Source organism: Micromonospora sp. NPDC005237 (genome assembly GCF_040607775.1).
Classification (GTDB): domain Bacteria; phylum Actinomycetota; class Actinomycetes; order Mycobacteriales; family Micromonosporaceae; genus Micromonospora.
This window is the reverse complement of record NZ_JBEXHJ010000001.1, coordinates 203,468-226,795: the sequence shown is the minus strand read 5'-3', so window position 1 is coordinate 226,795 and position 23,328 is coordinate 203,468. Positions and strand designations below refer to the sequence as shown.

Annotated in this window: 22 protein-coding genes and 1 pseudogene; 8 read left to right on the top strand and 15 right to left on the bottom strand. The window is 71.7% G+C overall.

All coding sequences use genetic code 11. From position 1 onward, the window contains the following. Positions 1-191 precede the first annotated feature (191 nt). Positions 192-1,004: a hypothetical protein gene (locus ABZT87_RS01160; protein ID WP_355132819.1), complete on the bottom strand. Its 813-nt coding sequence runs from the start codon at positions 1,002-1,004 to the stop codon at positions 192-194. A gap of 119 nt (positions 1,005-1,123) precedes the next feature. Beyond that, entirely contained in the window at positions 1,124-1,933 is an 810-nt protein-coding gene (locus ABZT87_RS01155) for a DUF4245 family protein (RefSeq protein WP_355132817.1), read from the bottom strand. A 158-nt stretch (positions 1,934-2,091) separates the two neighbouring features. Here ABZT87_RS01155 and glpX point away from each other — a divergent pair, with 158 nt between their 5' ends. Together glpX and ABZT87_RS01145 are read left to right on the top strand one after the other, a co-directional pair. Next, entirely contained in the window at positions 2,092-3,123 is a 1,032-nt protein-coding gene (gene glpX / locus ABZT87_RS01150; protein WP_354854110.1) for a class II fructose-bisphosphatase, read from the top strand. Next, the gene (locus ABZT87_RS01145) at positions 3,120-4,091 is read left to right on the top strand and encodes a DMT family transporter (RefSeq protein ID WP_354854107.1); all 972 of its coding nucleotides are present in this window, start codon (positions 3,120-3,122) and stop codon (positions 4,089-4,091) included. The genes glpX and ABZT87_RS01145 overlap by 4 nt, the downstream gene beginning before the upstream one ends. A 271-nt stretch (positions 4,092-4,362) precedes the next feature. Here ABZT87_RS01145 and ABZT87_RS01140 read toward each other — a convergent pair whose 3' ends face one another. The 7 genes from ABZT87_RS01140 to ABZT87_RS01110 all read right to left on the bottom strand — a co-directional run bounded on the left by ABZT87_RS01140 (position 4,363) and on the right by ABZT87_RS01110 (position 11,365). After that, positions 4,363-5,970, bottom strand: coding sequence for a hypothetical protein (locus tag ABZT87_RS01140; protein WP_355132815.1), 1,608 nt, complete (start codon positions 5,968-5,970; stop codon positions 4,363-4,365). Positions 5,971-6,035: 65 nt separating this feature from the next. Continuing rightward, positions 6,036-7,004 carry an NAD(P)/FAD-dependent oxidoreductase gene (locus ABZT87_RS01135; RefSeq protein WP_355133662.1) on the bottom strand — a complete coding sequence of 323 codons (969 nt, stop codon included), beginning with the start codon at positions 7,002-7,004 and terminating at the stop codon, positions 6,036-6,038. A 105-nt stretch (positions 7,005-7,109) separates the two neighbouring features. Next, complete coding sequence (locus ABZT87_RS01130) at positions 7,110-7,763, bottom strand: rhomboid family intramembrane serine protease (RefSeq protein ID WP_355132813.1); 654 nt, start codon at positions 7,761-7,763, stop codon at positions 7,110-7,112. Positions 7,764-7,877: 114 nt separating this feature from the next. Further along, positions 7,878-8,558 (bottom strand): lytic transglycosylase domain-containing protein, encoded by a 681-nt coding sequence (locus tag ABZT87_RS01125; protein ID WP_355132811.1) that lies wholly within the window; start codon positions 8,556-8,558, stop codon positions 7,878-7,880. Positions 8,559-8,835: 277 nt separating this feature from the next. Beyond that, positions 8,836-10,251 carry a PhoH family protein gene (locus ABZT87_RS01120; RefSeq protein WP_354854096.1) on the bottom strand — a complete coding sequence of 472 codons (1,416 nt, stop codon included), beginning with the start codon at positions 10,249-10,251 and terminating at the stop codon, positions 8,836-8,838. Positions 10,252-10,641: 390 nt separating this feature from the next. Beyond that, the gene (locus ABZT87_RS01115; protein ID WP_007455629.1) at positions 10,642-10,977 is read right to left on the bottom strand and encodes a hypothetical protein; all 336 of its coding nucleotides are present in this window, start codon (positions 10,975-10,977) and stop codon (positions 10,642-10,644) included. A 31-nt stretch (positions 10,978-11,008) separates the two neighbouring features. Continuing rightward, a complete protein-coding gene (locus tag ABZT87_RS01110; RefSeq protein WP_355132809.1) occupies positions 11,009-11,365 on the bottom strand; it encodes a hypothetical protein in 357 nt (118 codons plus the stop codon). A gap of 264 nt (positions 11,366-11,629) precedes the next feature. Here ABZT87_RS01110 and ABZT87_RS01105 point away from each other — a divergent pair, with 264 nt between their 5' ends. The 3 genes from ABZT87_RS01105 to otsB all read left to right on the top strand — a co-directional run bounded on the left by ABZT87_RS01105 (position 11,630) and on the right by otsB (position 13,481). Next, a complete protein-coding gene (locus ABZT87_RS01105) occupies positions 11,630-12,073 on the top strand; it encodes an XRE family transcriptional regulator (protein ID WP_204943358.1) in 444 nt (147 codons plus the stop codon). A 162-nt stretch (positions 12,074-12,235) separates the two neighbouring features. Then, the gene (locus tag ABZT87_RS01100; protein ID WP_354854091.1) at positions 12,236-12,589 is read left to right on the top strand and encodes a hypothetical protein; all 354 of its coding nucleotides are present in this window, start codon (positions 12,236-12,238) and stop codon (positions 12,587-12,589) included. A 67-nt stretch (positions 12,590-12,656) separates the two neighbouring features. Beyond that, positions 12,657-13,481: a trehalose-phosphatase gene (gene otsB, locus ABZT87_RS01095; RefSeq protein WP_354854088.1), complete on the top strand. Its 825-nt coding sequence runs from the start codon at positions 12,657-12,659 to the stop codon at positions 13,479-13,481. Positions 13,482-13,508: 27 nt separating this feature from the next. Here otsB and ABZT87_RS01090 read toward each other — a convergent pair whose 3' ends face one another. The 4 genes from ABZT87_RS01090 to ABZT87_RS01075 form a co-directional block, all read right to left on the bottom strand. Beyond that, positions 13,509-14,279, bottom strand: coding sequence for an isoprenyl transferase (locus tag ABZT87_RS01090; RefSeq protein ID WP_234589120.1), 771 nt, complete (start codon positions 14,277-14,279; stop codon positions 13,509-13,511). A gap of 31 nt (positions 14,280-14,310) precedes the next feature. Beyond that, complete coding sequence (locus tag ABZT87_RS01085) at positions 14,311-15,453, bottom strand: geranylgeranyl reductase family protein (protein WP_354854085.1); 1,143 nt, start codon at positions 15,451-15,453, stop codon at positions 14,311-14,313. Positions 15,454-16,418: 965 nt separating this feature from the next. Continuing rightward, positions 16,419-17,279 (bottom strand): hypothetical protein, encoded by an 861-nt coding sequence (locus ABZT87_RS01080; RefSeq protein WP_354854082.1) that lies wholly within the window; start codon positions 17,277-17,279, stop codon positions 16,419-16,421. A 37-nt stretch (positions 17,280-17,316) separates the two neighbouring features. Further along, positions 17,317-19,161, bottom strand: coding sequence for a phosphoenolpyruvate carboxykinase (GTP) (locus ABZT87_RS01075; protein ID WP_355062925.1), 1,845 nt, complete (start codon positions 19,159-19,161; stop codon positions 17,317-17,319). A 136-nt stretch (positions 19,162-19,297) separates the two neighbouring features. Between ABZT87_RS01075 and ABZT87_RS01070 the strand changes: the two are divergent. From ABZT87_RS01070 to ABZT87_RS01060, 3 genes and pseudogenes are all read left to right on the top strand, one after another. Then, positions 19,298-20,139: pseudogene (locus ABZT87_RS01070) on the top strand (GtrA family protein). Between the two features lie 63 nt (positions 20,140-20,202). After that, the gene (locus ABZT87_RS01065) at positions 20,203-20,907 is read left to right on the top strand and encodes a GtrA family protein (protein ID WP_355133660.1); all 705 of its coding nucleotides are present in this window, start codon (positions 20,203-20,205) and stop codon (positions 20,905-20,907) included. Then, a complete protein-coding gene (locus ABZT87_RS01060) occupies positions 20,904-21,587 on the top strand; it encodes a MaoC/PaaZ C-terminal domain-containing protein (RefSeq protein ID WP_355132807.1) in 684 nt (227 codons plus the stop codon). Before ABZT87_RS01065 ends, ABZT87_RS01060 begins: the two co-directional genes overlap by 4 nt. Positions 21,588-21,629: 42 nt before the next feature. On the opposite strand, the gene ABZT87_RS01055 is transcribed toward ABZT87_RS01060, so the two are convergent. Next, a complete protein-coding gene (locus ABZT87_RS01055) occupies positions 21,630-22,202 on the bottom strand; it encodes a PH domain-containing protein (RefSeq protein WP_354854073.1) in 573 nt (190 codons plus the stop codon). Between the two features lie 185 nt (positions 22,203-22,387). Further along, positions 22,388-23,263 (bottom strand): biotin--[acetyl-CoA-carboxylase] ligase, encoded by an 876-nt coding sequence (locus tag ABZT87_RS01050; protein ID WP_355132805.1) that lies wholly within the window; start codon positions 23,261-23,263, stop codon positions 22,388-22,390. Positions 23,264-23,328 lie beyond the last annotated feature (65 nt).

Sequence of the window (23,328 nt, the reverse complement as noted above, 5' to 3'; positions counted from 1 at the left end):
AAACCGGGCGACGCGGCAGCCCTTCGGCCACGCCGCGCGATCCGGGCCGAGCAGCTCGCCCGGATCACTCCCTCTTTGTTCCCTGTCGACGCGTCCGACAATCGTCCTTGACGTCCGGTTGTTCGCGGTGACCGGTGCGGGAAAAGCAGGATCGGGGCGACCCCTGGGCCACCCCGATCCGTCGTGCCGACCTACTTGAACAGCTCGTACGTCTCGGCCGAGGCCTCGATGACCTGGTCCGCCGGCGGCTTCTTCGCGCCGGTGCCGGTGCCGTAGCCCGCGTACCCGATCTTGATGTCGTGCGCGGCGGTCTCGCCGGCGGCCGGCACCGAGATGACCAGCTCGGTGAGGCGGCCCTGCGGGTCCAGCTTGGCCGTGAAGGGCAGCACCTTGGCCTGCGCGCCCAGCGCCTTGACCACGTCCTCGTCGAGGGCGACCGACTCGGTGGAGGCGCTGATGTCGATCTTGCCGGCGTAGGTGCCCTCGCCGGTCTTCTGCACGTCCGTCACGCCCTTGACCAGCGTCTCGCTGTCGACCGGGTCGAGCGTCTCCGGGTCGAGCTGGAGGTCCTTGATGCCCTTGACCTTGGTCTTGTCGAGGTGCTGGTACTTGCCCTTGTTCTTCGCCATCTCGGGCACCATGGCGGCCATGGCACCGCCGATGTCCATCTTCACCCAGCTCTCCGAGTCGATGTAGATGAGGTCCATCTCCATCGACACGTCCTGGGAGGCGTCACCCAGCTTCATGGTCAGCTGCGCGCTGTTGCTGGGCTTGTGCACCAGGCCGCCGCCGGTCAGGTCGGCGCCGGTCAGGGTGAAGGTGAAGTCGCCCTTGGCCGCCTCCTTCGTGGAGGCGAGCAGCGCCTCCTTCGGGTCGGCCGGTACGGCCGGGGCGGACGGGCTGGGCGCAGCTGCCGGCTCGGCAGCGTCGGACTTGCACGCGGCCAGGCCGGGGACGAGCAGGGTTGCGGCGAGGAAGCCGAAGCTCCACCGTCGAATGTTCACTGAGTTCTCACTTCACAGAGATGGACATGGCCCGGCCGCAGCGTGCGGACCGGACCGAGCCGAGGGAGCCTAACGGATACGCCCACCGGCGATGCGTTGGGCGTATCGATGTCGGACTGTCAGCGCAACGCGCCGGCGAGGTCGCGCAGCTCGTTGTCCCGGGCGTCACCGACGACGAGCACCGTGCGGGTCGGTTCCAGCAGCACCAGCGCCTGCTGGTTCCCCCGGGCCGTGTAGCGCTGCCAGGTGCGCCCGGCCAGCTCCGTCGGGCCCTGTGGCTGGCTCTGGTCGGTCAGCTCGGCGGGGAGCAGTTGCTCCGCGGGCACGTTGCTCTGTAGCAGCTGGACACCCCGCCCCTCCGGCGTGAGGTAGCCGATCCGCAGGTTCGCGCCGCCCTCGACGGTCTGGTAGCGGGCGCTGACCGTACGCCAGCCGGAGCCGAGCCCCTGCGGCTCGCTCACCGGGAAAATGTTCGCCGACCGTGCCTGCTCGATCGCCGGGGCCGGATCGACAGTGGTGGCCTGATCGCCGCCGAGGAAACCCCGGTAGAACGCCAGCAGCAGCGCGATCGGGATCAGCAGCACCAACAGCGAGATCGCCATGTCCTTGGGCGACCGCTCGGCCTTGGTCGCCGCCGCTGCCACCCGTGGCGGCGGCGCGGACCGCTCACCGGTCCCGGTGGCGTCGTCGGGCCCACCGGCGGCGTCACCCGGCACCGGCCGGGCCACCGAAGGCTGCACCGACGGGTCCGGCGCCGGCTCACCGGCAGCCGACGCCGGCTCACCACCGACGAGGGCCGGCTCGCCGGTGGCCGGCGCCGTCGGGCCGGTCGCGGCGGGCTCGGTGCCGGCGGGTTGGTCGACCGGCGGCTGGCCACCGGGCGGCGTGCGGTCGGCGGGTACGCGGTCGGCAGGCTGTGCGGGTTCCACCCTGCCATCTTCGCAGCCGCCCGACCGGCGGTATCCGGCCCATCACCGCCCCGCGCCGACGCCCGGTCGGCCATCGTGTGAGGATCAGCGACAAAGCCGGCAGCGGGACCGCTCCGCCGCCGGCCGTCCCCGCACCGTCGCGAGGAGGAGCAGCCGTCATGACGAACACCAGGACGCGGATCCCACAGGATCTCGACCGTAACCTGGCCCTCGACCTGGTCCGGGTCACCGAGGCCGCGGCGATGGCAGCCGGCCGCTGGGTCGGCCGGGGCGACAAGGAGGGCGGCGACGGAGCCGCCGTCGACGCCATGCGCAAGCTGATCAACTCCATTCAGATGCGTGGCGTCGTGGTGATCGGCGAGGGCGAGAAGGACAACGCCCCGATGCTCTTCAACGGCGAACACGTCGGCGACGGCACCGGCCCCGAGGTGGACGTCGCGGTCGACCCGGTCGACGGCACCACCCTGATGAGCAAGGGCATGCCGAACGCCCTCGCGGTGCTCGCCGTCTCCGAGCGGGGTGCCATGTTCGACCCGAGCGCGGTCTTCTACATGGAGAAGCTCGCCGTCGGTCCCGCGTACGCCGACGTGATCGACATCAACGCCGGGGTGGCCGAGAACGTGCGCCGGATCGCCAAGGTCAAGGGCACCGACGTGTCCGAGGTGACGGTCTGCGTGCTGGACCGCAGCCGCCACGACGACCTGGTCACCCAGATCCGCCGGACCGGGGCGGGCATCCGGTTCATCTCCGACGGCGACATCGCCGGCTCCATCGCGGCGGCCCGGGGCGAGTCGGACGTCGACGTGCTGATGGGCATCGGCGGCACGCCGGAGGGCATCATCTCGGCCTGCGCGTTGAAGTGCATGGGCGGGGCGATGCAGGCCAAGCTCTGGCCGCGCGACGACGAGGAGCGGGAGAAGGCGCTCGCCGCCGGGCACGACCTGGACCGGGTGCTCAGCACCGACGATCTGGTCACCGGGGACAACTGCTTCTTCGTGGCGACCGGGGTCACGTCCGGGGACCTGCTGCGCGGGGTGCGGTACCGGGCCGGCGGCGCGTACACCCAGTCGATCGTGATGCGCTCGAAGAGCGGCACCATCCGGGTGATCGACTCGTACCACCGGCTGGAGAAGCTGGCGCTCTACTCCGCCATCGACTTCGACGGTCGACCGCTGGCCGAGCAGGAGTGACCACCACCGGCACCGCGACACCGCAGACCCTCTCCGCGACCCGTCGGACCGCCGGTGTCGCGCTGGCGTCGGTCTCCGGGGTCGCGGTGGCGGTGCAGTCCCGCATCAACGGCGAGTTGGGCGTACGCCTGGCCGACGGCTTCGCCGCCGCGGTGGTCTCGTTCGGGTTGGGCCTGCTGGTGCTGCTCGTGCTGGTACCCGCCACTCCCGGCGGGCGACGGGGGCTGGTCACGCTGCGGCGTGCCCTCGCGGCCGGCGCGCTGCGGCCGTGGCAGTGCCTGGGCGGCATGTGCGGCGCTTTCCTGGTGGCCTCGCAGGGGCTCACAATCGGCACGTTGGGCGTGGCGGTCTTCACCGTGGCCGTGGTCGCCGGCCAGTCCGGCAGCAGCCTCGCCGTGGACCGGGCCGGCATCGGCCCGACCGGCCGGCAGCCGATCACCCGGCAACGGCTGGCCGGCGCGGTCCTCACCGTGCTGGCGGTCGGCCTGGCGGTCGGTGACCGGCTGAGCGCGCCGGGCGCGCTGGCGCTGGCCCTGCTGCCGCTGCTGGCGGGGGTGGGCACCGCCTGGCAGCAGGCGGTCAACGGCCGGGTCCGGGCGGCGGCCGACCACACGCTGACCGCCACACTCGTCAACTTCGCCGTCGGTACGGCCACCCTGCTCGTCGCGTTCGCGATCGACCTCGCGGTACGAGGTTGGCCGACCGGTCACCTGCCGAGCGAGCCGTGGCTCTACCTGGGCGGCCCGATCGGCATCGTGTTCATCGCGATCGCCGCGGCGATCGTGCGGTTCACGGGTGTGCTGCTGCTCGGCCTGGCCACCATCGCCGGTCAGATCGTGGGCGCGGTCCTGCTGGACCTGGTACTGCCCACCGCCGCCTCGCACCCCGGCGTGAACACCCTGCTCGGGGCCGCGCTGACCATGGTGGCCGTGCTGATCGCCGCGCTGGCACCACCCGCCCGCCGCTGACCGACGCCGGGGTGTCGGCTCAGTCCTGGTTGGGTCGGTGCTCAGCGATCCAGCGGGATGCCCGGACCAGAGGCGCTGTTCACTCGGTTCGTCGGGTGGACCAGGCGCACACCGTTCACCTGAATGACCCATCCCAAACGACCAGATGCTCCCCCGCGCGGCACGACCCCGGGCCGCTTCACCCGCCATCGCTGGCGATCTTGGACACTTTCCGTTAGCTGCTAACGGAAAGTGTCCAAGATCTACCCTGTCGGCGTGCTCGTTCCGGGCGTCAGTGGAGCGGCACCCGTGGCGGCAGGGGTTGGTACGGCGGGTAGGGCGGCGTATCGCGCCGGTTCTCCTCACGGGTCGGGTCGGCCAGGCTGGCGAGCCGGCCGCCCAGCAGCAGTCCCGGCACGGTGGCCAGCAGGGCCAGCGGGACCGCGACCCGGGCCTGTTCCGGGGTCCCGTTGAGCCACCCGACCATCGGCAGCCCGGCCAGGATCACGGTGAGCAGGAAGCTGACGACGGTCCACCCCACCCAACGGTCCGGCGCGGGGCCGAGCCACGGTACGAGGAGCAGCACCGCCACCGCCACCGCGCCCAATGGCACGACGACCAGCACGGTGACCACGCCGGTGCCGTCGACCTGGGACCAGGAAGCGTTCAACACGAGTCCGGTCAGCAGGAGCGTGAGGGCCCCGGCGATCCCCCAGCCGCGCCCGCCGCCACCACGTCGGATCGCCAGATGACCGGCGACCACGGTGACCGCGCAGCCAAGCAGCAACGCGAGCGCGATCGCGAGCCACACGTCGATCGTGCGCTGGACCCGCCCGCCGTCGTACACGGCGGGCAGTTCGGGCGTGTCAGCCATGTACGACTGGAGGCTGAGAAAGCCCTCGCGCCGCCATCCGCCGTCCGACAGACGGCGCAGGAATCCGTCCCGGCCGTTGGCGACCAGCACCTCGTGGCCACCCCCGGCGTGTGGGTAGACGACCAGTTCCCGTGCGGAGAAGTGGCGACGGGGGTCACCGGGGCTCTCGTACCGGCGGGCCAACTCGTCGCGCCGGGCGTCCGACACCTCCCAGGCCACCCGCCAGGTCACTCCGGCGTCGTCACTCTGCTCCACCCGCAGGTGTCCGGCGACCACCCGGTAGCAGCGTCGGGAGTCGTCCGGCGCGCACGCCTGCTGGCGCGGGGAGTCCTGACTGTTCAGCCGGCTCGCCTCGTCGTCGGTGGCCTCCCGCCAGGTGGTCGCGCCGTCCTCGCTGACCCGCCAACGGCCGTCGGCCGGCTCGTCCGGCATGTACGGATCCTCGAAGCCCGCGCCGATCGAGATCGCCGGGCGGCCGTCGAGCGTCGTGGTGCCGAGCGCGTAGGGGTAGTCGACCGCGCTGGTGGCGGCCACCGCCAGCACCGCCGGTGGCAGGACCACCAGCAGCCGGACCAGCCGAGCCGTCCGGCGCCGCACCGGTCGCCGCCGGGCCCGCGTCCACGCCCACCACGACACGCCGAGCGCCGGCAGGGTGAGCAGATCGGTCCCATCGGCCCGGACCAGCGACGGCCCCGCCAGCGCGGTCCACGCCGAGGAGGCCAGCTCAGCGGCGTACCCACTGGATTTGACGACCGCGAACCCGGCGCCCACCGCGACCAGGCCGACCAGCGCGGCCGCCCGGGCCGGCAGCCGCGGCACCACGAGAGTCAGCAGCACCGCCACCAGCGGCGGCGCGAGCACCAGGCCGGCGACGTCGCTCAGCTTGCCGGTGAGCAGGCCGGGAAACGCCGCCTTCAACACGTGGTCGTTGACCAGCAGCACGACCAGGGCCAGGAGAGTGGCCGGGTGGCAGAGCCACGCCAGCGTCGTGGGTGCGCCGTCACGCGATGTCTCGGGCCCCGTCATAACCTCAGGATCGACCCGGCGCGTCTCGGTCCGGACACGCGCCGGTGTGTGTCCGATACCGACGGTCAGCCCGCGTCGGAGGAGTGCCCGGGGAACAGGTGCGCGTCCGGGTCGATGGCCACCGCCGCGTTGTTGACCGCCGTCGCGGCCTCCCCGAAGCCGGTGGCGATCAGGCGCACCTTGCCCGGGTACTCGGTGATGTCGCCGGCCGCGAAGACCCTCGGCAGGTTCGTCGCCATCGCGCTGTCCACCACGATGTGCCGGCGGTCGAGCCGGAGGCCCCACTCGGCGAGCGGGCCCAGGTCGGCGGTGAAGCCGAGGGCGGCGACCACCGTGTCCACCGGAAGGGTCTCGGCCGCCCCACCGCGCACGGTCACCTCGGCGCCGGTCACCGTGGCGTCCCCGATCAGGCGGGTGACCTCGGCGTTGACCACCACCCGCACCGGCAGCGACAGCACCCGGGCGACAGTCGAGGCGTGTGCCCGGAACTTCTCCCGCCGGTGCACAAGGGTCACCGAGCGGGCCAGCGGTTGCAGGGCCAGCGCCCAGTCGAAGGCGGAGTCGCCGCCGCCGACAATGAGCACGTCCCGGTCGGTCAGCTCGGCCGGGTCGGTGACGAAGTAGACGATGCCGGCGCCGGGAGCGCCGTCGGCGCAGGGCAGTGGCCGTGGGCTGAAACTGCCGAGCCCGCCGGTGACCACTACCGCGCCGCAGCCGAGCTGCTCGCCGCCGGCCAGGCCGAGCACCGGCCGGTCATCGGCGTACGAGAGCTTCTCGGCTCTCGTGCCGAGCAGGTACTGCGGGTTGAAGGGCGCCGCCTGGGCGACCAGGTTGGCGACCAGGTCGCGGCCCTTCACGGCGGGGAAGCCTGCCACGTCGAGGATCAGCTTCTCCGGGTACATGGCGGTGACCTGGCCGCCCGGCTCCGGAAGCGCGTCGATCACCGCCACGGACAACCCTCGGAACCCGGCGTAGTACGCGGCGAAGAGGCCGGCTGGACCGGCCCCGATCACGGCGACATCGACCTCGCGCATGGCGTACCGTCGCTTTCCGCTCACGGATCAACGCTTGCTGATCTCGACGGTAGGCGGGGCGCAGCGGTCGGGCAAGCATGTCCCAGGGGCGCGCCGAGGAGCAGGTCAGGGCAGGCTGAGGGTGGACCCCGAGTAGTCCGGGCCGTCCACGGCCGGCCGACGACGGCGGAACAGGATCGCCGCCACCACGCCACCGAGCAGCCCGAACAGGTGGCCCTGCCAGGAGATCCGCTCGTCGGTGGGGAGGATGCCGACCAGTTGCCAGCCGTAGAGCAGACCGACGAGCAGGAAGACGGCGAAGTTCCACCAACTGCGCTCGACGATGCCCCGCGTGAGCAGGATGCCCAGGTACCCGAAGATCACCCCGCTGGCGCCGACCACCACCGAGTTGGGCGAGCCGGTGAACCAGACCCCGAGCCCGCTGACCAGGATGATGATCAGGGTCGACCAGAGGAACCGGCGGGCACCGGCGGCCAGCACGAAGGTGCCCAGCAGGATCAGCGGGATGCTGTTGCTGTAGAGGTGGTCGAAGCCGTGGTGCAGGAACGGGGAGAAGAAGACCCCGTCCAGGCCGTCGATGCGGTGCGGGATGATGCCGGCGGTCGCGTCCAGGCCGAACGCGAGCCCCTGGTCGACGGCTTCGATGAGGAAGAGGAACGGGACCACCGCGCACATGGCGACGAAGGCCCGGCCGAGCGCGGCGTAGAACGCCTCGGTGCCGAACCGGTAGGGGTCGCCGTTGGGCGGGTGCAGGGTCACCCCCCAACTGCTATCAGCAAAAGGGGCCGACCGCCACTCGCGTCCCGCCCACGTGTCCGGCGTACGCGCGACGGCGGGGCGGGTGGTCGCCCACCCGCCCCGCCGTCGACAACGTCAGTAGTGGCCGTTGTTCTGGAAGTAGCTCCAGGCACCGCAGGGCGTGTCGTACCGGCCCTTGATGTAGCCCAGCCCCCACTTGATCTGGGTGGCCGGGTTCGTCCGCCAGTCGTCCGCGATCGAGCCCATCTTGCTGCCCGGTAGGGACTGCGGGATGCCGTACGCGCCCGAGGAGGAGTTGCTGGCCTTGTGGTTCCAGCCGCTCTCCTTGGTCCAGAGCTTCTCCAGGCAGGGGAACTCGGCGATGCCGAAGCCCGCCTCGATCATCAGCGCGCAGCCGATCTTGCGGTTGCCGCTGTACTCCTCGCAGGACGCCGGGATCTCCCCGTCGTACGGCTTGGCGACCTCCTTGGCGGCGGCCTCGCGCTCGCGCTTGCGCGACGCGGCGGCGGCCTCGGCGCGGCGGGCCCGCTCGGCGGCCTCCTTGGCGGCCTGAGCCGCCCGCAGCTTGGCCTGGTATTCGGCGGCCCGCTGCCGAGCGAACGCGACCTGGTGGCTGGCCTGGCGCTCGCGCTGGTAGGCGAAGTCGATCCGGTCGACCTCGACGCTTTCCTGCGCGGCCAGGCCCTGTTGCTGGGTTTCCCGGTCTTGGCCCAGATAGAAGCCACCGGCGACGCCCACGGAGAGCAGCGCGACAGCGGCCGTACGGGCGCCCAACCGGCTCCACAGCCGACTCACGAAGTGGTCCCTTCGTTGGGGGCAAGGACACGACGCGGCGCCAGGCCAGGTGGCCCTCAGCCGTGCCGTGAGCGCCCCGACCGGTGAGCCGGTCGCGCCGACGCACCGACCGTCACCGATGCCGCCCAGAGCCTGGACGAACGATCACCAACGATGCCTGTGGTGCGTGGGCGCTCGTGGGACACCATCGCGCACAGTGAGACTGATGGGAAACCAACCGGCACGTTTGTGATCTGCGCCACACTCAGAATCTGGACGAAAGCCCACAAAGCTCCCATCACAACGGGATGTCCTCCAGAAGGTCAGTCACCATCGCGGCGATCGGCGAGCGCTCCGACCGGCTGAGCGTGACGTGGGCGAAGAGGGGGTGACCCTTCAACGCCTCGATCACCGCCGTCACGCCGTCATGTCGGCCGACCCGCAGATTGTCCCGCTGGGCGACGTCGTGGGTGAGCACCACCCGGGAGCCCTGCCCGATCCGGGACAGCACGGTCAGCAGCACGCCGCGCTCCAACGACTGGGCCTCGTCCACGATCACGAAGGCGTCGTGCAGGCTGCGCCCCCGGATGTGGGTAAGCGGCAGCACCTCGAGGATGCCCCGCGAGGTGACCTCCTCCAGCACGTTCTCGTGCACCACCGCGCCGAGCGTGTCGAAGACCGCCTGCGCCCACGGCGACATCTTCTCCGACTCCGACCCGGGCAGATAGCCCAGCTCCTGACCGCCGACGGCGTACAGCGGGCGGAAGACGATCACCTTCTTGTGCCGGCGACGCTCCATCACCGCCTCCAGCCCGGCGCAGAGCGCCAACGCCGACTTGCCGGTGCCGGCCCGCCCACCCAGCGAGACGATCCCGATCGTCTCGTCGAGCAGCAGGTCGAGGGCGACGCGCTGCTCGGCCGAGCGGCCGTGCAGGCCGAACGCCTCCCGGTCGCCCCGAACCAACCGGACGGACTTGTCCGGCAGCACCCGGCCCAGCGCGGAGCCGCGCGACGAGTGCAGCACCAGACCGGTGTGGCAGGGCAGACCCGCCGCCTCGTCGACGTCGAGCGTGTCGCCGGCGTACAGCGCGGAGATCTGCTCCTCGCCCAACTCCAGCTCGGACATGCCGGTCCAGGTCGGGTCGCTGGCCTGGCCGTGGCGGTACTCGTCGGCGCGCAGACCCACCGAGGCGGCCTTGACCCGCAGCGGCATGTCCTTGCTGACCAGCGTGACGTCCCGGCCCTCGGCGGCGAGGTTGAGCGCCACGGAGAGGATCCGGGCGTCGTTGCTCTCGGTGCGGAACCCGGGAGGCAGCACGCCGTCGTCGGTGTGGTTCAGCTCCACCCGCAGCGTGCCGCCGGCGTCGTTGGCGGGCACCGGCGTGTCCAGCCGGCCGTGCCGGATCCGCAGCTCGTCCAGCATGCGCAGCGACTGCCGGGCGAACCAGCCCAGCTCCGGGTGGTGCCGCTTGCCCTCCAGCTCGGTGATGACCACCAGCGGCAGCACCACCTCGTGCTCGGCGAAGCGGTGGAACGCCGCCGGATCGGACAACAGCACGGACGTGTCCAGAACGAACGCCTGGCCCGCTGGTCGCGGCTCCTTGGGGTCGGCCGGCGCGGTTGCCGCGCTACGGCGGCTCCGGGGGGCACGGCGGGTCGTGGCAGTCGCGGCCGGGGTCTGGTCGGCACCGGCGGTGGTACGGCGAGTCGTCACAGGCCTGCTCCGACGGATGGGCACCCGGCCACCCGTGTTCCGCCTCGTCCGGTGCCCGGGGACACGGGGTCGGATGCGGAACCCCGTGCGCGAGGTCGCAGATCCGGGCGGACCGGCTGGCTCGGGAGAACCCCGTGCCATGCCTAGACGCTAGCGGCGGCGGACCGTCCCGGCTAGGGGCGATCGTGGATCTCCGGCAACGGCGACCCGCGGAGCCGGCGGCGCGGCGCGGCGAGCCGGCCGGGATGCATGCCCCCTGCGCGCATCCCGGCCGGCGGGGCCACCGTCACCGGTCTGACGTGGCCCCGACGGTGCGTGTCCGCCGCGGACGACGCACCGCGTTCCTCGGCGCCGGTCGGCGGGACCGCTCGCGGCGGCCCGCCGGCCGGCTCAGCCGGTCCGTCGAACGAGCGTGCCGGTCGGGTGCCGCCCGGTGATGGGGGCGGCCGGCGCGGTGAACGACGAGCCGGTGTACGTGGTGCCGGGGCGGGCCACCGTGCCGGCGGAGCGGACGGCCCCCGCCGAGGAGACCGACAGGGCCGAGGCGATCGCCGCCTGGGCGTCGCGTCGACGCCGGTTCCAGGCGCCCCGGTCACCGTCGAAGTAGCCCTGCCGGTAGCCGAAGCGGTAGCCGATGCGGTAGCTGAGCTGCCCGTGCAGCCGGCCGGCCGCGTAGCTGGTGGCACCGAGCACCAGGACGAGGAAGACCACGAGGAACGGGCTCATCGGGCGGCCCCGACCCGGCCCGGACGCCGCATCATCGTTCCTCCGGCTCGACCGCGGTGGGGTCGGCGGTGGGATCCGCGACCAGCAACCGGTCCAAGTCGTCCGTGCTGACCTCCTCGACCAGTTCGACGCTGATCCGGCAGCCGTCCACCACGACCTCGGCGACGGAGGAGCGGCGAATCTCCCCGCCGGCGTCGTAGACCCGGACGCTCAACTCGGGGCAGCCGAGGTGGGTACGCCAGGCGTTCCACTCGGTGCGGTCGCCCACCCTCAGCGACAGGTATCGGCAGCCTCGGGCGAGATAGAGGCGCCACGGGGCACTCAGCCCCGCGGCCACTCCCTCGGCGATCAGCCCGAAGGCCTGGGCTCGGGTGGCGAGCTCGGTCACCACACCCCCTTGGCGCCGGGGGCGTGACGCATGCGAGCACCAGTCGTCTCATGCACGTGACACACCGTAGATTGTCCCATGAGCGTGACAGTATCAGCTTTTCGTCCGCTTACATTCGCCACTACGGGCATCTATTCTGCCCGGGTGACACCCCTCCAGAGCGACGCTGGATCGTTTACCGCGAATCCGAGAGAACCGTCACGTCTGCGTGACAGCAGCGTGCCTGGGCGTACGCCCGAGCCAGGCTGGCCGTACCGTCACGGGGTGACCGAGACGGCCAATGCGCGAAAGATCGCCTTCGCCACCTTCGTCCGGCGCGCCCTCGACGAGGCGCGGGCGACGCGGGCCTGGAGCGGCACCGAGGTGTCCCGACGTACCGGCGTCTCCCGGCAGACCATCAACCGGTGGGTCCGTGGGGACTGGGCCAGCGACCCCGAGGCCGAACGCGTCGTCGCCTTCTGCGAGGGCCTGGGCCTGAACCCGGCCGCCGCCTTCGCCGCGCTCGGCTGGGACCGCACCGCGACCGGCCCCCGCGCCGGTCAGCCGGCCCCACCGATGGACCCGGACGTGGAGGCCCTGCTGCGCCGCCTCGTCGACCCGAACGTGTCGGACGCGGAGAAGTTCCACATCCGCGAAACCATTAGATACCTCGCATACCGCCCAACGTTGCCGGTCGATGTCCGAAATAGGGGCAATCAGGCAGGCTAGTTCCTCAGATGGCGAAAGAACGCCTGGTCAGGTTCATTCGTTTCGCTCCGGGGTCGGAACGGGCACGCTAGCGTCCGTACTCGTACTGCTTGGGCTCGTCATCGGCGGGGGGACGGGACAAGGCCGAACCCAGCCCTGCGGGACATAAGGAGGGGTCTGTCCATGACCCTGAAGTGGTGGGCAGTCGTGGTCGCCACGGTGTCGATGACACTGTGGGCGACCGGCAACGTGGTGACCCTCGCGGTCAACGGTGGGCAGCTGCCGCTGCTCGTCAACCTTCTCGCGCTCATCAGCGCCGGCACGGCGGTCATCCTGGCCGTCGTCGCGGAGCTGCACGAACGGCTCAACGACCGGATCAGCGCACTCACCGAGTTCCTGGTGGCACGGCTCACCGAGATCGAGACCCGCACCGGGGACCGCAACACCGGCTTCGTGGAGGGCTACCTGCTCAGCCACGGGCAGGACGCGGCGGTGGTGCCGTTCGGACGCCGCGGACGAGGAGCCGCCGAACGCTGATCGCGCGCCGCCGAGCGGTGGTGCTCGGCCAGGAATGAGCCCTCAACGCCGGGGTACGCTGACGCGCGTGCCGCCGTTGAATCTGGGCAACCACCAGCCGAGGACCCCGTTGAACGCCGATCAGGCATGGCAGGTCACTGCCGGCCGGGCGGCGGGGACCGTGCTCTTCTTCGACTTCGACGGCACACTCGCGCCCGTCGACGACGACCCGACGGCGGTCCGCCCCGCGCCCAACGCCCTCGCCGCGATCGAGGCGCTGGCCCCGGTGGTGCAGCGGATCGCGATCGTCTCCGCGCGGCCCGTGGAGTTCCTGCGGGACCGCCTCGGCGAGCTGAGCGGCGTCGACCTCTACGGTCTCTACGGGCTGGAGCACAGCCACTCCGGTGGCGAGACCGTCACCGAGCCCACCGCCCTGCCGTGGGTGCCGACCATGGCCGAGCTGGCCGACCTGGCCCGGGCGGAGCTGCCACCCGGCACGCTCGTCGAGTTCAAGCGGCTCTCGGTCGCGCTGCACTGGCGTACCGCGCCGCAGCTCGGCCCGACCGTGCAGCAGTGGGGGCAGGCGCAGGCCGACCGGCTGGGGCTGCGGGTGCAGGCCGGGCGGATGGTGCTGGAGCTCAAGCCACCCGTCGACCGGGACAAGGGCATGGTGATCGGCGAGGTGGTCCAGGGTGCCACCGGCGCCTGGTACTTCGGCGACGACGTCTCGGACATCAAGGCGTTCGCGGCGCTACGCGCCCGCGCCGAGGCGGACCCGGACTTCTTCGGCGTCTGCGTGGCCGTCGCCAACCCGGAGACGGGTCAGGAGGTGGCCAACGCCGCCGACCTGACCATCGAGTCCCCGGCCGCACTGGGCGACTTCCTCACCCGAGCCCTGACCCGGCTGCCCTGACCGGGCTCTCCTGCGCCCGCAGCAGGGTCAGGCGCCGTACCGGCGCTGGCGGGTGGCGTACGAGCGCAGCGCGCGCAGGAAGTCGATGTGCCGGAAATCCGGCCAGTTGAGCTCGCAGAAGTAGAACTCCGAGTGCGCGGACTGCCAGAGCATGAAACCGGACAGCCGCTGCTCCCCGCTGGTGCGAATGACCAGGTCGGGGTCGGGCTGGCCGCGGGTGTAGAGGTGCTCGGCGATGTGCTCGACGTCCAGCACCTCGGCCAGTTCCTCGATCGTGCCGCCCGAGGCGGCGTGCTCCAGCAGCAGCGAACGGACCGCGTCGGTGATCTCCCGCCGGCCGCCGTAGCCGACGGCGATGTTGACCTCCGCGCCGCCGCTGCGGTCCCGGGTGCGCTCCTCGGCGCCCTTGAGCGCCGCCGCCGTCTGGGCGGGCAGCAGGTCCAGCGCGCCGACGATGCGCAGCCGCCAGGGGTTGCCCTCCTCGGCCAACTCCACCACCAGGTCCTCGATGATCTGCAGCAGCGGGTCCAGCTCGCTGGCCGGGCGGCGCAGATTGTCGGTGGCCAGCAGGTAGAGGGTCACGTGCCCGATGCCGGCCTGGTCACACCAGCCCAGGACATGCTTGATCTTCGCCGCGCCGACCCGGTGCCCGTCGTTGGGGTCGACGAAGCCCATCTCCCTCGCCCACCGGCGGTTGCCGTCGCACATCACCCCGACGTGTCGGGGCACCGGCTTGCCCGCGAGCTTCGCCGTGAGCCGGCGCTCGTACACGGAGTAGATAAGGTTCCGCAGCGTCATCACCTAGCAGCGTAGCGACCCGCCAGCGGGATCACCCCTTCGGAGGCCGATCCCCGCCGGACAGTTCGATGCCGATCATGCCCAGCGTACGGGCGGTGAGCCGCCCGTCGCCGAGTCCCAGCTCGACCACATCGTCGAACACGCGGTCGTCCCGGCGGGCCGCCCGGACCGCCGCGTCGACCACCCGCCGCCGTCGTGCCAACCATGCGGCGACCGAGCTGTGCCGCAGATGGGTGCCGAGGCGACGACGCAGGCCAACGGCGTAGCGACGCGCCGCCGCCTCGGGCGCACGGGCCGCCGCGGCACCGGCCAGCGCACCGGAGAGCAGCGCGTAGAAGATGCCCTCACCGGTGAACGGGTTGATCAGCGACAGGGCGTCGCCGGCCAGCAGGGTGCGGTCCCGGCCCGGTGCCGGCCGGTGCGTGGACAGCGGCAGGTGATGGGCGCGCAGCGCGGTCACCGTCGACAGGTCGGTGCCGGGCAGCAGCGCGGCCAGCCGGTCCAGCAGGTACGCCCGGCTCAGAGGCTCGCCGCGCAGCACCTCCCCGTACCCGACGTTCGCCCGCCCGTCGCCGATCGGGAACGACCAGGCGTACGCCGGCCAGCGTGCCTTCGAGGTGACGATGAGCTGCTCGGGTGGGCCGGGCAACGCCGGGGCGTAACCCCGGATGGCCAGTGCCAGGTGCCGGTCGGGGTTCACCGGGTGGCCGAGGGCCCGGCGCACCACCGACCCGGCGCCGTCCGCTCCCACCACCACCCGGCCGGACAGCTCCCCGTCGAGCACCACCCGGTCGGAGCGCGGCTGGACCCGGCGGACGCTGTGCCGGCGCAGTTGCGCGCCGGCTGCCACCGCAGCCGCCACCAGCCGCGCGTCGAAGACCTCCCGAGGCACGGTGTACGCCGGCCGGGGCAGCGCCCGAGCGACCGCCTGGCCGCCCGGGGAGACCATCCGCAGCGCGGGCAGCGCGGCGTAGCCGGCCACCGCCTCGGTCACGCCCAGCTCGGCGAGCACGTCCACCGAGTGCGCGGCGATCCCGTCGCCACAGGCCTTGTCCCGGGGAAAGTCGGCCCGGTCCAGCAGCAAGACACTGGCACCCGCCCGGCGCGCCGTCAGCGCCGCGGCCGCCCCGGCCGGCCCCGCCCCCACCACCACCACGTCGAACTCGTCGCTCACCGCGCGCCTCCCTCCGACCGGGGCGGCGCGGCTCGTACCCGTCCCGCCCGGCGATCACCTGGGCCGTCGACACCGGCCACGGTGACCGACATCACCCGCCATCCTGCCCCCTGCCCGGCCGCCCGCACCGCTGCCGCACGGCCGGGCCGCACCGAAGCCGAACGATCTCGCCGAGCCGAACACCCCAAGCCCCGAAGGCAGCCACGAACCGGCGGTCACGGTCGCGCGGCCACGACCCGGCGGCCCCAGACCGACAGGCCCCAGACCAGCGGACCCAAACCGGCGGCCCCAGACCGACGGCCCCAGACCGGCGGCGACGGTCGCGCGGCCACTAACTGGCAGCCCCGCAGCGACGGCCACAAAACCGGTGGCGACGAAGCGGACGCCTGGAGCGGCGAGTCCGGAGTGCCACCCCCTCGCCGCCTGCTGCGTTGCCTGTCGAGCTGCCCCGTTAGTGGGGCAGAGTGGCTCCGATGGCTGCCGTCAGGCATTGATCGACTCGGGATCGCCGATATCGGGGGTCCACGTCGCCCGATCACCCCGACTTCGGCGATCCCGAGTCGATCACGGCCGGAGCCACGCCCGCCGCCCACCCAGGCGCCAGATCCCCGCCACTGCCGGATCGGCATGCACGGGGTACGGATATAGCCGGCCCATATCCGGGGCAGCTCGACAGCACCCGCCAAACCCCCGCCAGCCGCAAAGCCAGCCCACACCCGGGGCAACCCGACAGCACCCGCCGACCCCCGCCAACCACAAAGCCAGCCCACACCCCGAGGCAACCCGACAGCACCCGCCGACCCCCGCCAACCACAAAGTCAGCCCACCCCCCGAGGCAACCCGACACCACCCGCCAAACCACGCCAACCACAGAGCCGGTCCATATCCGGGGCAGCTCGACAGTGCCTGCCAACCCCCTCTCAGGTCGCGCACCGCTCGAACCCGGGGCTTAGTCTGCCGGGCTCTCAGACCGGGGCGGCGGCGTCTGGGGCGCGGGCCGCCCGGCGCAGGCCGTACAGGGCCAGCGCGGCGGCGGCGAGCAGCGGGGCGCCGTCGCGGATCAGGCCGTCCACGCCCAGCAGCCACCAGCACAGTGGCAGGTCCACGGCCAGGACGGCCAGCGTGACGACGACGAGCAGGCCGCGTGCCCAGTCCTTGCCGCGCATCAGGAACGCGGTGCAGAACAGCACCGCGTAGCTGGCCGCGATGCCGGCGCCGAACCAGAACAGCACGGCCGGTACGGCGGACAGACGGTCGTCCAGGATCGCGCCTCCGGCCACCAGCGCCGGCACCAGCATCAGCGGGCTGTAGGTGAACGCCGCGACTCGGCTGGTCAGCAGCCAACCGCTGGCCTGCGGCCGACGCGGCGGGGTCTCCCGCCAGGAGATGCCGGCCTTGTCGATGACGAGCCGCGGCCGGTGCCGGACGAGATGCCCAGCGAGCGCCGACGAGCGGTAGAGCATCCACACCACCGCCACACAGAGCGCGGTGAGCACGCCGAAGCCGAGCAGCCCGGGCAGCGGCGGCACCCCCTGCCGGGGCACGATCAGCCGGCCGACGGCGAAGATCGTGGTGACCCCGAGGATCAGCCCGAAGGGACGGGCCACCGTGCGGCCCCGGCGGACGTGCCCGATCAGCAGCAGGAAGCCGAACGAGCGCAGCATCGCCCAACCGGTGCGCACGGCCAGGCCGAAGCCCTGCTCCGGGGCGTACCACCAGTTGAGCAGCTCGACCACGACGGTGGCCGCCGCCGTCGTCGCGAGCAGGAAGGTGAGCACCCGGACGGCGGACGGCCGCCGGACCTCGGTCTCGGCGGCCGTCCTCATGGGATTCCTTGTTGCCCGCGGCGGGCGATGTTCACACCTAGCGCTGCGGCTGTACGGCATCCAGGCGGGCGCGCAGCGCGTCCAACTCGGCCCAGAGCACGCCGGGCAGCTTGTCACCGAACTTCTCGAACCACTCGGTGATCAGGGGCAGCTCGTTGCGCCACTCCTCCGGGTCGACCTTCAGCGCGATCCGGACGTCCTCCGGGGTCATGTCCAGGCCCTCGACGTCGAGCGCGTCGGCGGTCGGCACCATGCCCACCGGGGTCTCCACCGCGTCGGCCGTGCCCTCGATCCGCTCGACGACCCACTTGAGCACCCGGGAGTTCTCCCCGAAGCCCGGCCAGAGGAACGAGCCGTCCGGGTCCTTGCGGAACCAGTTGACGTAGTAGATCTTCGGCAGCTTCGCCTCGTCCCCGTCGGCGCCCTTGCCCATCTCGATCCAGTGCCGGAAGTAGTCACCGGCGTGGTAGCCGATGAACGGCAGCATCGCCATCGGATCCCGCCGAACCACGCCGACGGCGCCGGACGCGGCGGCGGTCGTCTCCGAGGAGAGCGTGGCGCCCATGTAGACGCCGTGCACCCAGTCGCGGGCCTCGGTCACCAGCGGGACGGTGTCCTTGCGGCGTCCGCCGAAGAGGATCGCGTCGATCGGCACGCCGTTCGGGTCGAAGTACTCGTCGGCGAGGATCGGGCACTGGGTGATCGGGGTGCAGAACCGGCTGTTCGCGTGCGAGGACAGGCCGTCGCTCTCCGGCGTCCAGTCGTTGCCCTTCCAGTCGATCAGGTGCGCGGGCGGCTCACCCATGCCCTCCCACCAGACGTCACCGTCGTCGGTGAGGCCGACGTTCGTGAAGACGGAGTTGCCCCGGTCCAGGGTGCGCATGGCGTTGGCGTTGGTCTTCCAGTCGGTGCCGGGCGCGACGCCGAAGAGGCCGTACTCCGGGTTGACCGCGTAGAGCCGGCCATCCGGGCCGAACCGCATCCAGGCGATGTCGTCGCCGATCGTCTCGACCTTCCAACCCGGGATGGTCGGCTCCACCATGGCCAGGTTGGTCTTGCCGCACGCGGACGGGAAGGCGCCGGCGATGTGGTGGACCCTGCCCTCGGGGGAGGTGATCTTGAGGATGAGCATGTGCTCGGCGAGCCAGCCCTCGTCCCGGCCCATCACGCTGGCGATCCGCAGCGAGTAGCACTTCTTGCCGAGCAGCGAGTTGCCGCCGTAGCCGGAGCCGAAGGACCAGATCTCCCGGGTCTCCGGGAAGTGCGAGATGTACTTGGTCTCGTTGCACGGCCACGCCACGTCCTGCTGACCGGGGGCGAGCGGCGCGCCGATCGAGTGCAACGCGTGCACGAAGTCCGCGTCGTCCCCCATCGCGTCGAGGACCTTCGCGCCCATCCGGGTCATGATGCGCATGGACGCGACCACGTACGGGCTGTCGGTGATCTCGACGCCGAACATCGGGCTCTCGGCCTCGACCGGGCCCATCACGAAGGGGATGACGTACATGGTGCGCCCGCGCATCGAGCCGCGGTACAACTCGTTCATCGTCCGCTTCATCTCGGCCGGCGCCATCCAGTTGTTGGTGGGGCCGGCGTCCGCCTCGTCGACAGAGCAGATGTAGGTGCGCTCCTCGACCCGGGCGACGTCCGTCGGGTCGGTGCGCGCGTAGAACGAGTTCGGCTTCTTCTCCGGGTTCAGCCGGATGAGGGTGCCGGCCTCGACCAGCTCATCGGTGAGGCGACGCCACTCCTCGTCCGACCCGTCCACCCACACGACCCGGTCGGGGGTGGTCAGTTCCGCGACCTCACGGACCCAGGCAAGCAGTTTCGGATGGGACGTCGGGGCCTGATCGATACCCCGCACTACAGCCGGAGCAACCATGACACATCTCCTTGTGGTCGACGCTGACCGATCTATGGGATGCACGAGTGTCAGCGACGCCATGCGCCGCCTTCGTGGAAACCTGGGATTGGCCTCAGCGTAAACCGGGCAGCCTTCCGAGTCAGTGGGACTGGTTGTGAAGAACTGCACAAGGTACGGCCACGCTGCGGCATCACGATCTGATACCCGCTTTCCTGCGCAGTTTCACGCAAATCTTGTCGTGCACCCCCGGTCGACGCGCTTGGCGGTCGGGCCGCCAACCCGCCCGGCCGACCGGTGCGGGGATTCCCGTTCCGGGGCGCGTCAGTCCTCCCCTCTGGTCACGCTGCGTTCAACTGCGGCGTACCGGGCGAAAGAGCCGGCACGAGCGACGATGTCCGGTCGCCGTTGCTACCCCGCCGACTGGCCGACAGCCGGTAGGCTCGCCCCGTGGCCGCCACGATGACCGGGGAGCAACCGGGTCCCCGGCAGACCCGACCGGGTCTGGTCCGCGGACTGCTCGACCGTTTCGGTCACCTCGTGCGCGAGCTGAGCAAGTTCGCCACCGTGGGCGGGATCGCCTTCCTCATCGACTTCGCGCTCTTCAACTACCTGACCACCGCGCGCGGCATGGAGCAGCTGACGGCGAAGACGATCTCGACCGTGCTCGCGGCGACCTTCGCCTTCCTCGGCAACCGGTTCTGGACCTGGCGGCACCGCCAGCGCAGCAACCCTGCGCGGGAGTACGCGCTGTTCTTCTTCTTCAACGCCGTCGGCCTCGGCATCGCGGTGGCCTGCCTCGCGATCAGCCGGTACGGGCTCGGCAGCATCTGGCCGGGCGTGTTCCAGACGCAACTGGCCGACAACATCGCCAGCTTCGTCGTCGGCACGGGCCTCGGGACACTGTTCCGATTCTGGTCCTACCGGCGGTTCGTCTTCGTCGAAGCGGGAACTCCGACCGTTCCGCAGGCGGAGCACGACCGAGACCACGGTGCGTGACCTGCCGCCCACCTCGTCCGGCCGGTGATCGCCGGCTTCACCGACTGCCCTAAGGTGTTTCGCATGCGTCTTGTCCGTCTGCTGCCTGAGCGTTGGCAGAAGTTCATCCACGAGGCGCTCAAATTCGGCATCGTCGGCGGCATCAACACCGTCATCAATTACGCGGTGTTCAATGTCCTTGCACTTACCGTTTTCGTCAACGGTCAGTTGAAGGCGACCGTGATCGCGACCGTCGTCGCAACGATCACGTCGTATCTGATGAATCGCCACTGGACGTACCGGGATCGCCCGAAATCGGCGCTTCGTCGGGAGTACGTCCTGTTCTTCCTGTTCAACGGGGCCGGCCTGCTCATCGAACTGGGTGCCGTGGCCGCAGCCAAGTACGGGCTCGGCGTGCACGGTCTGCTGGCGCTGAACGTGGCGAAGACCGCCGGTGTTCTGCTGGCCACGCTCTTCCGGTTCTGGTCGTACCGGACCTTCGTCTTCCAGCCCGTCTCGCCGACCGAGGACGAGACGAAGGCCGAGCCCACCTGGCATGACATCCCCCGCGACGAGTGGGACACCATGGCCGAGATGGACCCGGTCGCCGAGCTGGCCGAATCCGTCTCCGAGCTGGAAGAGGCGCAGTCCAGCGACCGCCCCGACGCGACTACCGCCGCTCCCGCCCAGCAACGGCCCACACCGATGACCGCCGGCCTCCCCGCCGACCTGGACGCGGAACTCGCCGCGGAGCTGCACGCCGGCACCCGTCGCGCGCCCCGCCGGTGACGCCTCCCGCCATCCGCTCCGGCACCGGGGCGCCCGCCGAGCTGTTCTTCGAGGATCTCGTCCCCGGGCTCACCGTCGACCTCGGGACGGTCACCGTGGACGGCGACGAGATGCTGGCCTTCGCTCGTCGCTTCGACCCGCAGTGGTACCACGTCGACCCACAGCTGGCCGAGGCCAGTCGGCACGGCGGCGTGATCGCCAGCGGCTTCTACACGGTCAGCCTGTTCATGCGGGCGTACGTCGATCACCTGCTGTCCCGCGCGGCGGCGGACGCCTCCCCCGGTCTGGAGGAGCTGCGGTGGCTCGCCCCGGTACGCGCCGGTGACCGTCTCGCCGTCCGGGTCGACGTGATGGGCGCCCGCCCGTCGGACGCCCGCCCCGGGCTCGGCACCGTCATCCTCACCGGCACCATGCTCCGCCTCGGCCCGGACAACCGGCCCGATCAGGAGGTGCTGCGGACCCGCTTCCGTGGCTGGTTCGCGCTACGCCCGGTCGAGACGAACCCCGAGGCCACACCAGGCGAGAGCGGCCCGCCGGAAAACGGACCAGCCGAGGCCGGAGCGGCGGAGGTCGGACCGTCGGAGAACGGGCCAGCCGAGGCCGCGTCGTCGAAGGGCGGGCCGTCCGAGGCCGGACGGCCGTCGGCGGCCGCAGGGCCCGTGGTCGAACAACGCGCCTGACCGCCCCGGCGCTCGGGCCGGGACGGTCAGCGCTGAGCGGGATCAGGTCGTGGTGTCGCGCAGCGGCTTGCCCTCACGCATGTCGGCGAGGATGTCGCGCATCTCCCCGTCGCCCAGCGAGTGCTTGTCGTGCTGTGCCTCGACCAGCTCGTAGAGGGTGGTCTGCACCCGGCTGACACCCGGCACGTCGGCGAGCACCGACTGGCCGCGTTCACCAGCTGACTCGATCGTGAGGGTGCCGCAGCCGAGCAGCCGCTCGAAGAAGTGCTGGTTCATCGAGTGGTCGTTGATCCGGGTGAGCGGAAGGTCCCGCCGGTCCCGGGAGAAGACACCCTGCTGCAACAGCACGCGCTCGTTGGTGAACAGGTAGTGGGTGGTACGCCAGACCAGGAACGGCCACAGACCGAGCCAGAGGACCGCGACCAGGGCGATCACCCCGATCACGGCCAGCGCGATCGAACCACCGCTGCTCTCGGGCAGCAGGAGCACGCCGACCACCACCGCGGCGATGGCCAGCACCAGCACCGCGATCGGCCGGATCAGCGCCTTCCAGTGCGGGTGCAGGTGCAGCACGACGTGCTCGTCCTTCGTGAGCACGTCTTCGGGAAACGCCACGACAACCTCCAACGCCTTTTACTCGACGCGCCGACCGTAAACCCCCCAAGCCCCGCCACAACATCCGCCACGCGGCCCCACTCCGCCTTCCGCGATCTTGCACTTTCGGTCGCCGTCACGCGGCCTGAGACCGTCACGCCACGACAGAGACCGCACGATCGCGGGGGCGGAGGGCTCGGGGCGGGTTAGCGCAGGTGGAGCACGTCTCCTGCGGCGACGACGCGGGTTCCGGTGGGGGTGGTGAGCTGGAGCTGGCCGTCGTTGTCCACACCGGTGGCGGTGCCGGTCAGGTCGTCGCCGCCGGGAAGCAGGACGCGTACCTCGCGGCCGATCGTCGCGCAGGCCGCCAGGTAGGCGTCGCGCAGGCCGCTGGCCACGGCGTCCCCACCGGCGGCACGCCAGCGGTCGTACCAGTCGGCCAGTGCCCGCAGCAGAGCCCGCAGCAGCGGATCCCGGTCGGTGGCCGCCGCACCGGCCAGTTGCAGCGAGGTGGCCGGCAGCCCGGTCGGGTTCACCGGCAACTCGTCGGCGCGCAGGGTCACGTTGAGGCCGACGCCGAGGACGATGGCCGGCGGTTGGGCCGAGGAGCGCCCCGGCACCGCCTCGGCCAGCACACCGGCGCACTTCGCGTCGCCGATGAGCAGGTCGTTGGGCCACTTGAGGGTGGCCTCCAACTCGGCCAACCGGGCCACCGCCTCGACCAGCGCGACGCCGGCGAGCAGCGGCAGCCACCCGTACCCCGTGGAGGGCACCGCGGCCCAGCCTCGGTCCGGCACGGCCTCGCCGGGCCGCAGCAGCACGCTGGTGGCGATTCCCGCGCGCGGCGGTGACTGCCAGACCCGGCCGCGCCGACCGCGGCCGGCGGTCTGCCGCTCGGCGACCACCACCAGGCCCTCCGGCTCGCCCGCCGCGGCGGCCTCGGCCACGTCCGCGTTGGTGGAGCCGGTCTCGGCGTACAGCTCCAGGCGGGCCCACGGCCCGTTCGGCGCGACCAGCGCGCGCCGCAGCCGGGCCGCCGACAGCGGCGGTCGGTCCAGGTCGGTGTACGGGGAGCCCGGCATCCCGTCAGCCTACGGCGGTGGCCACGGGAGGTATTGAGGCGTACTGCACAGCAGCACCGACCTGA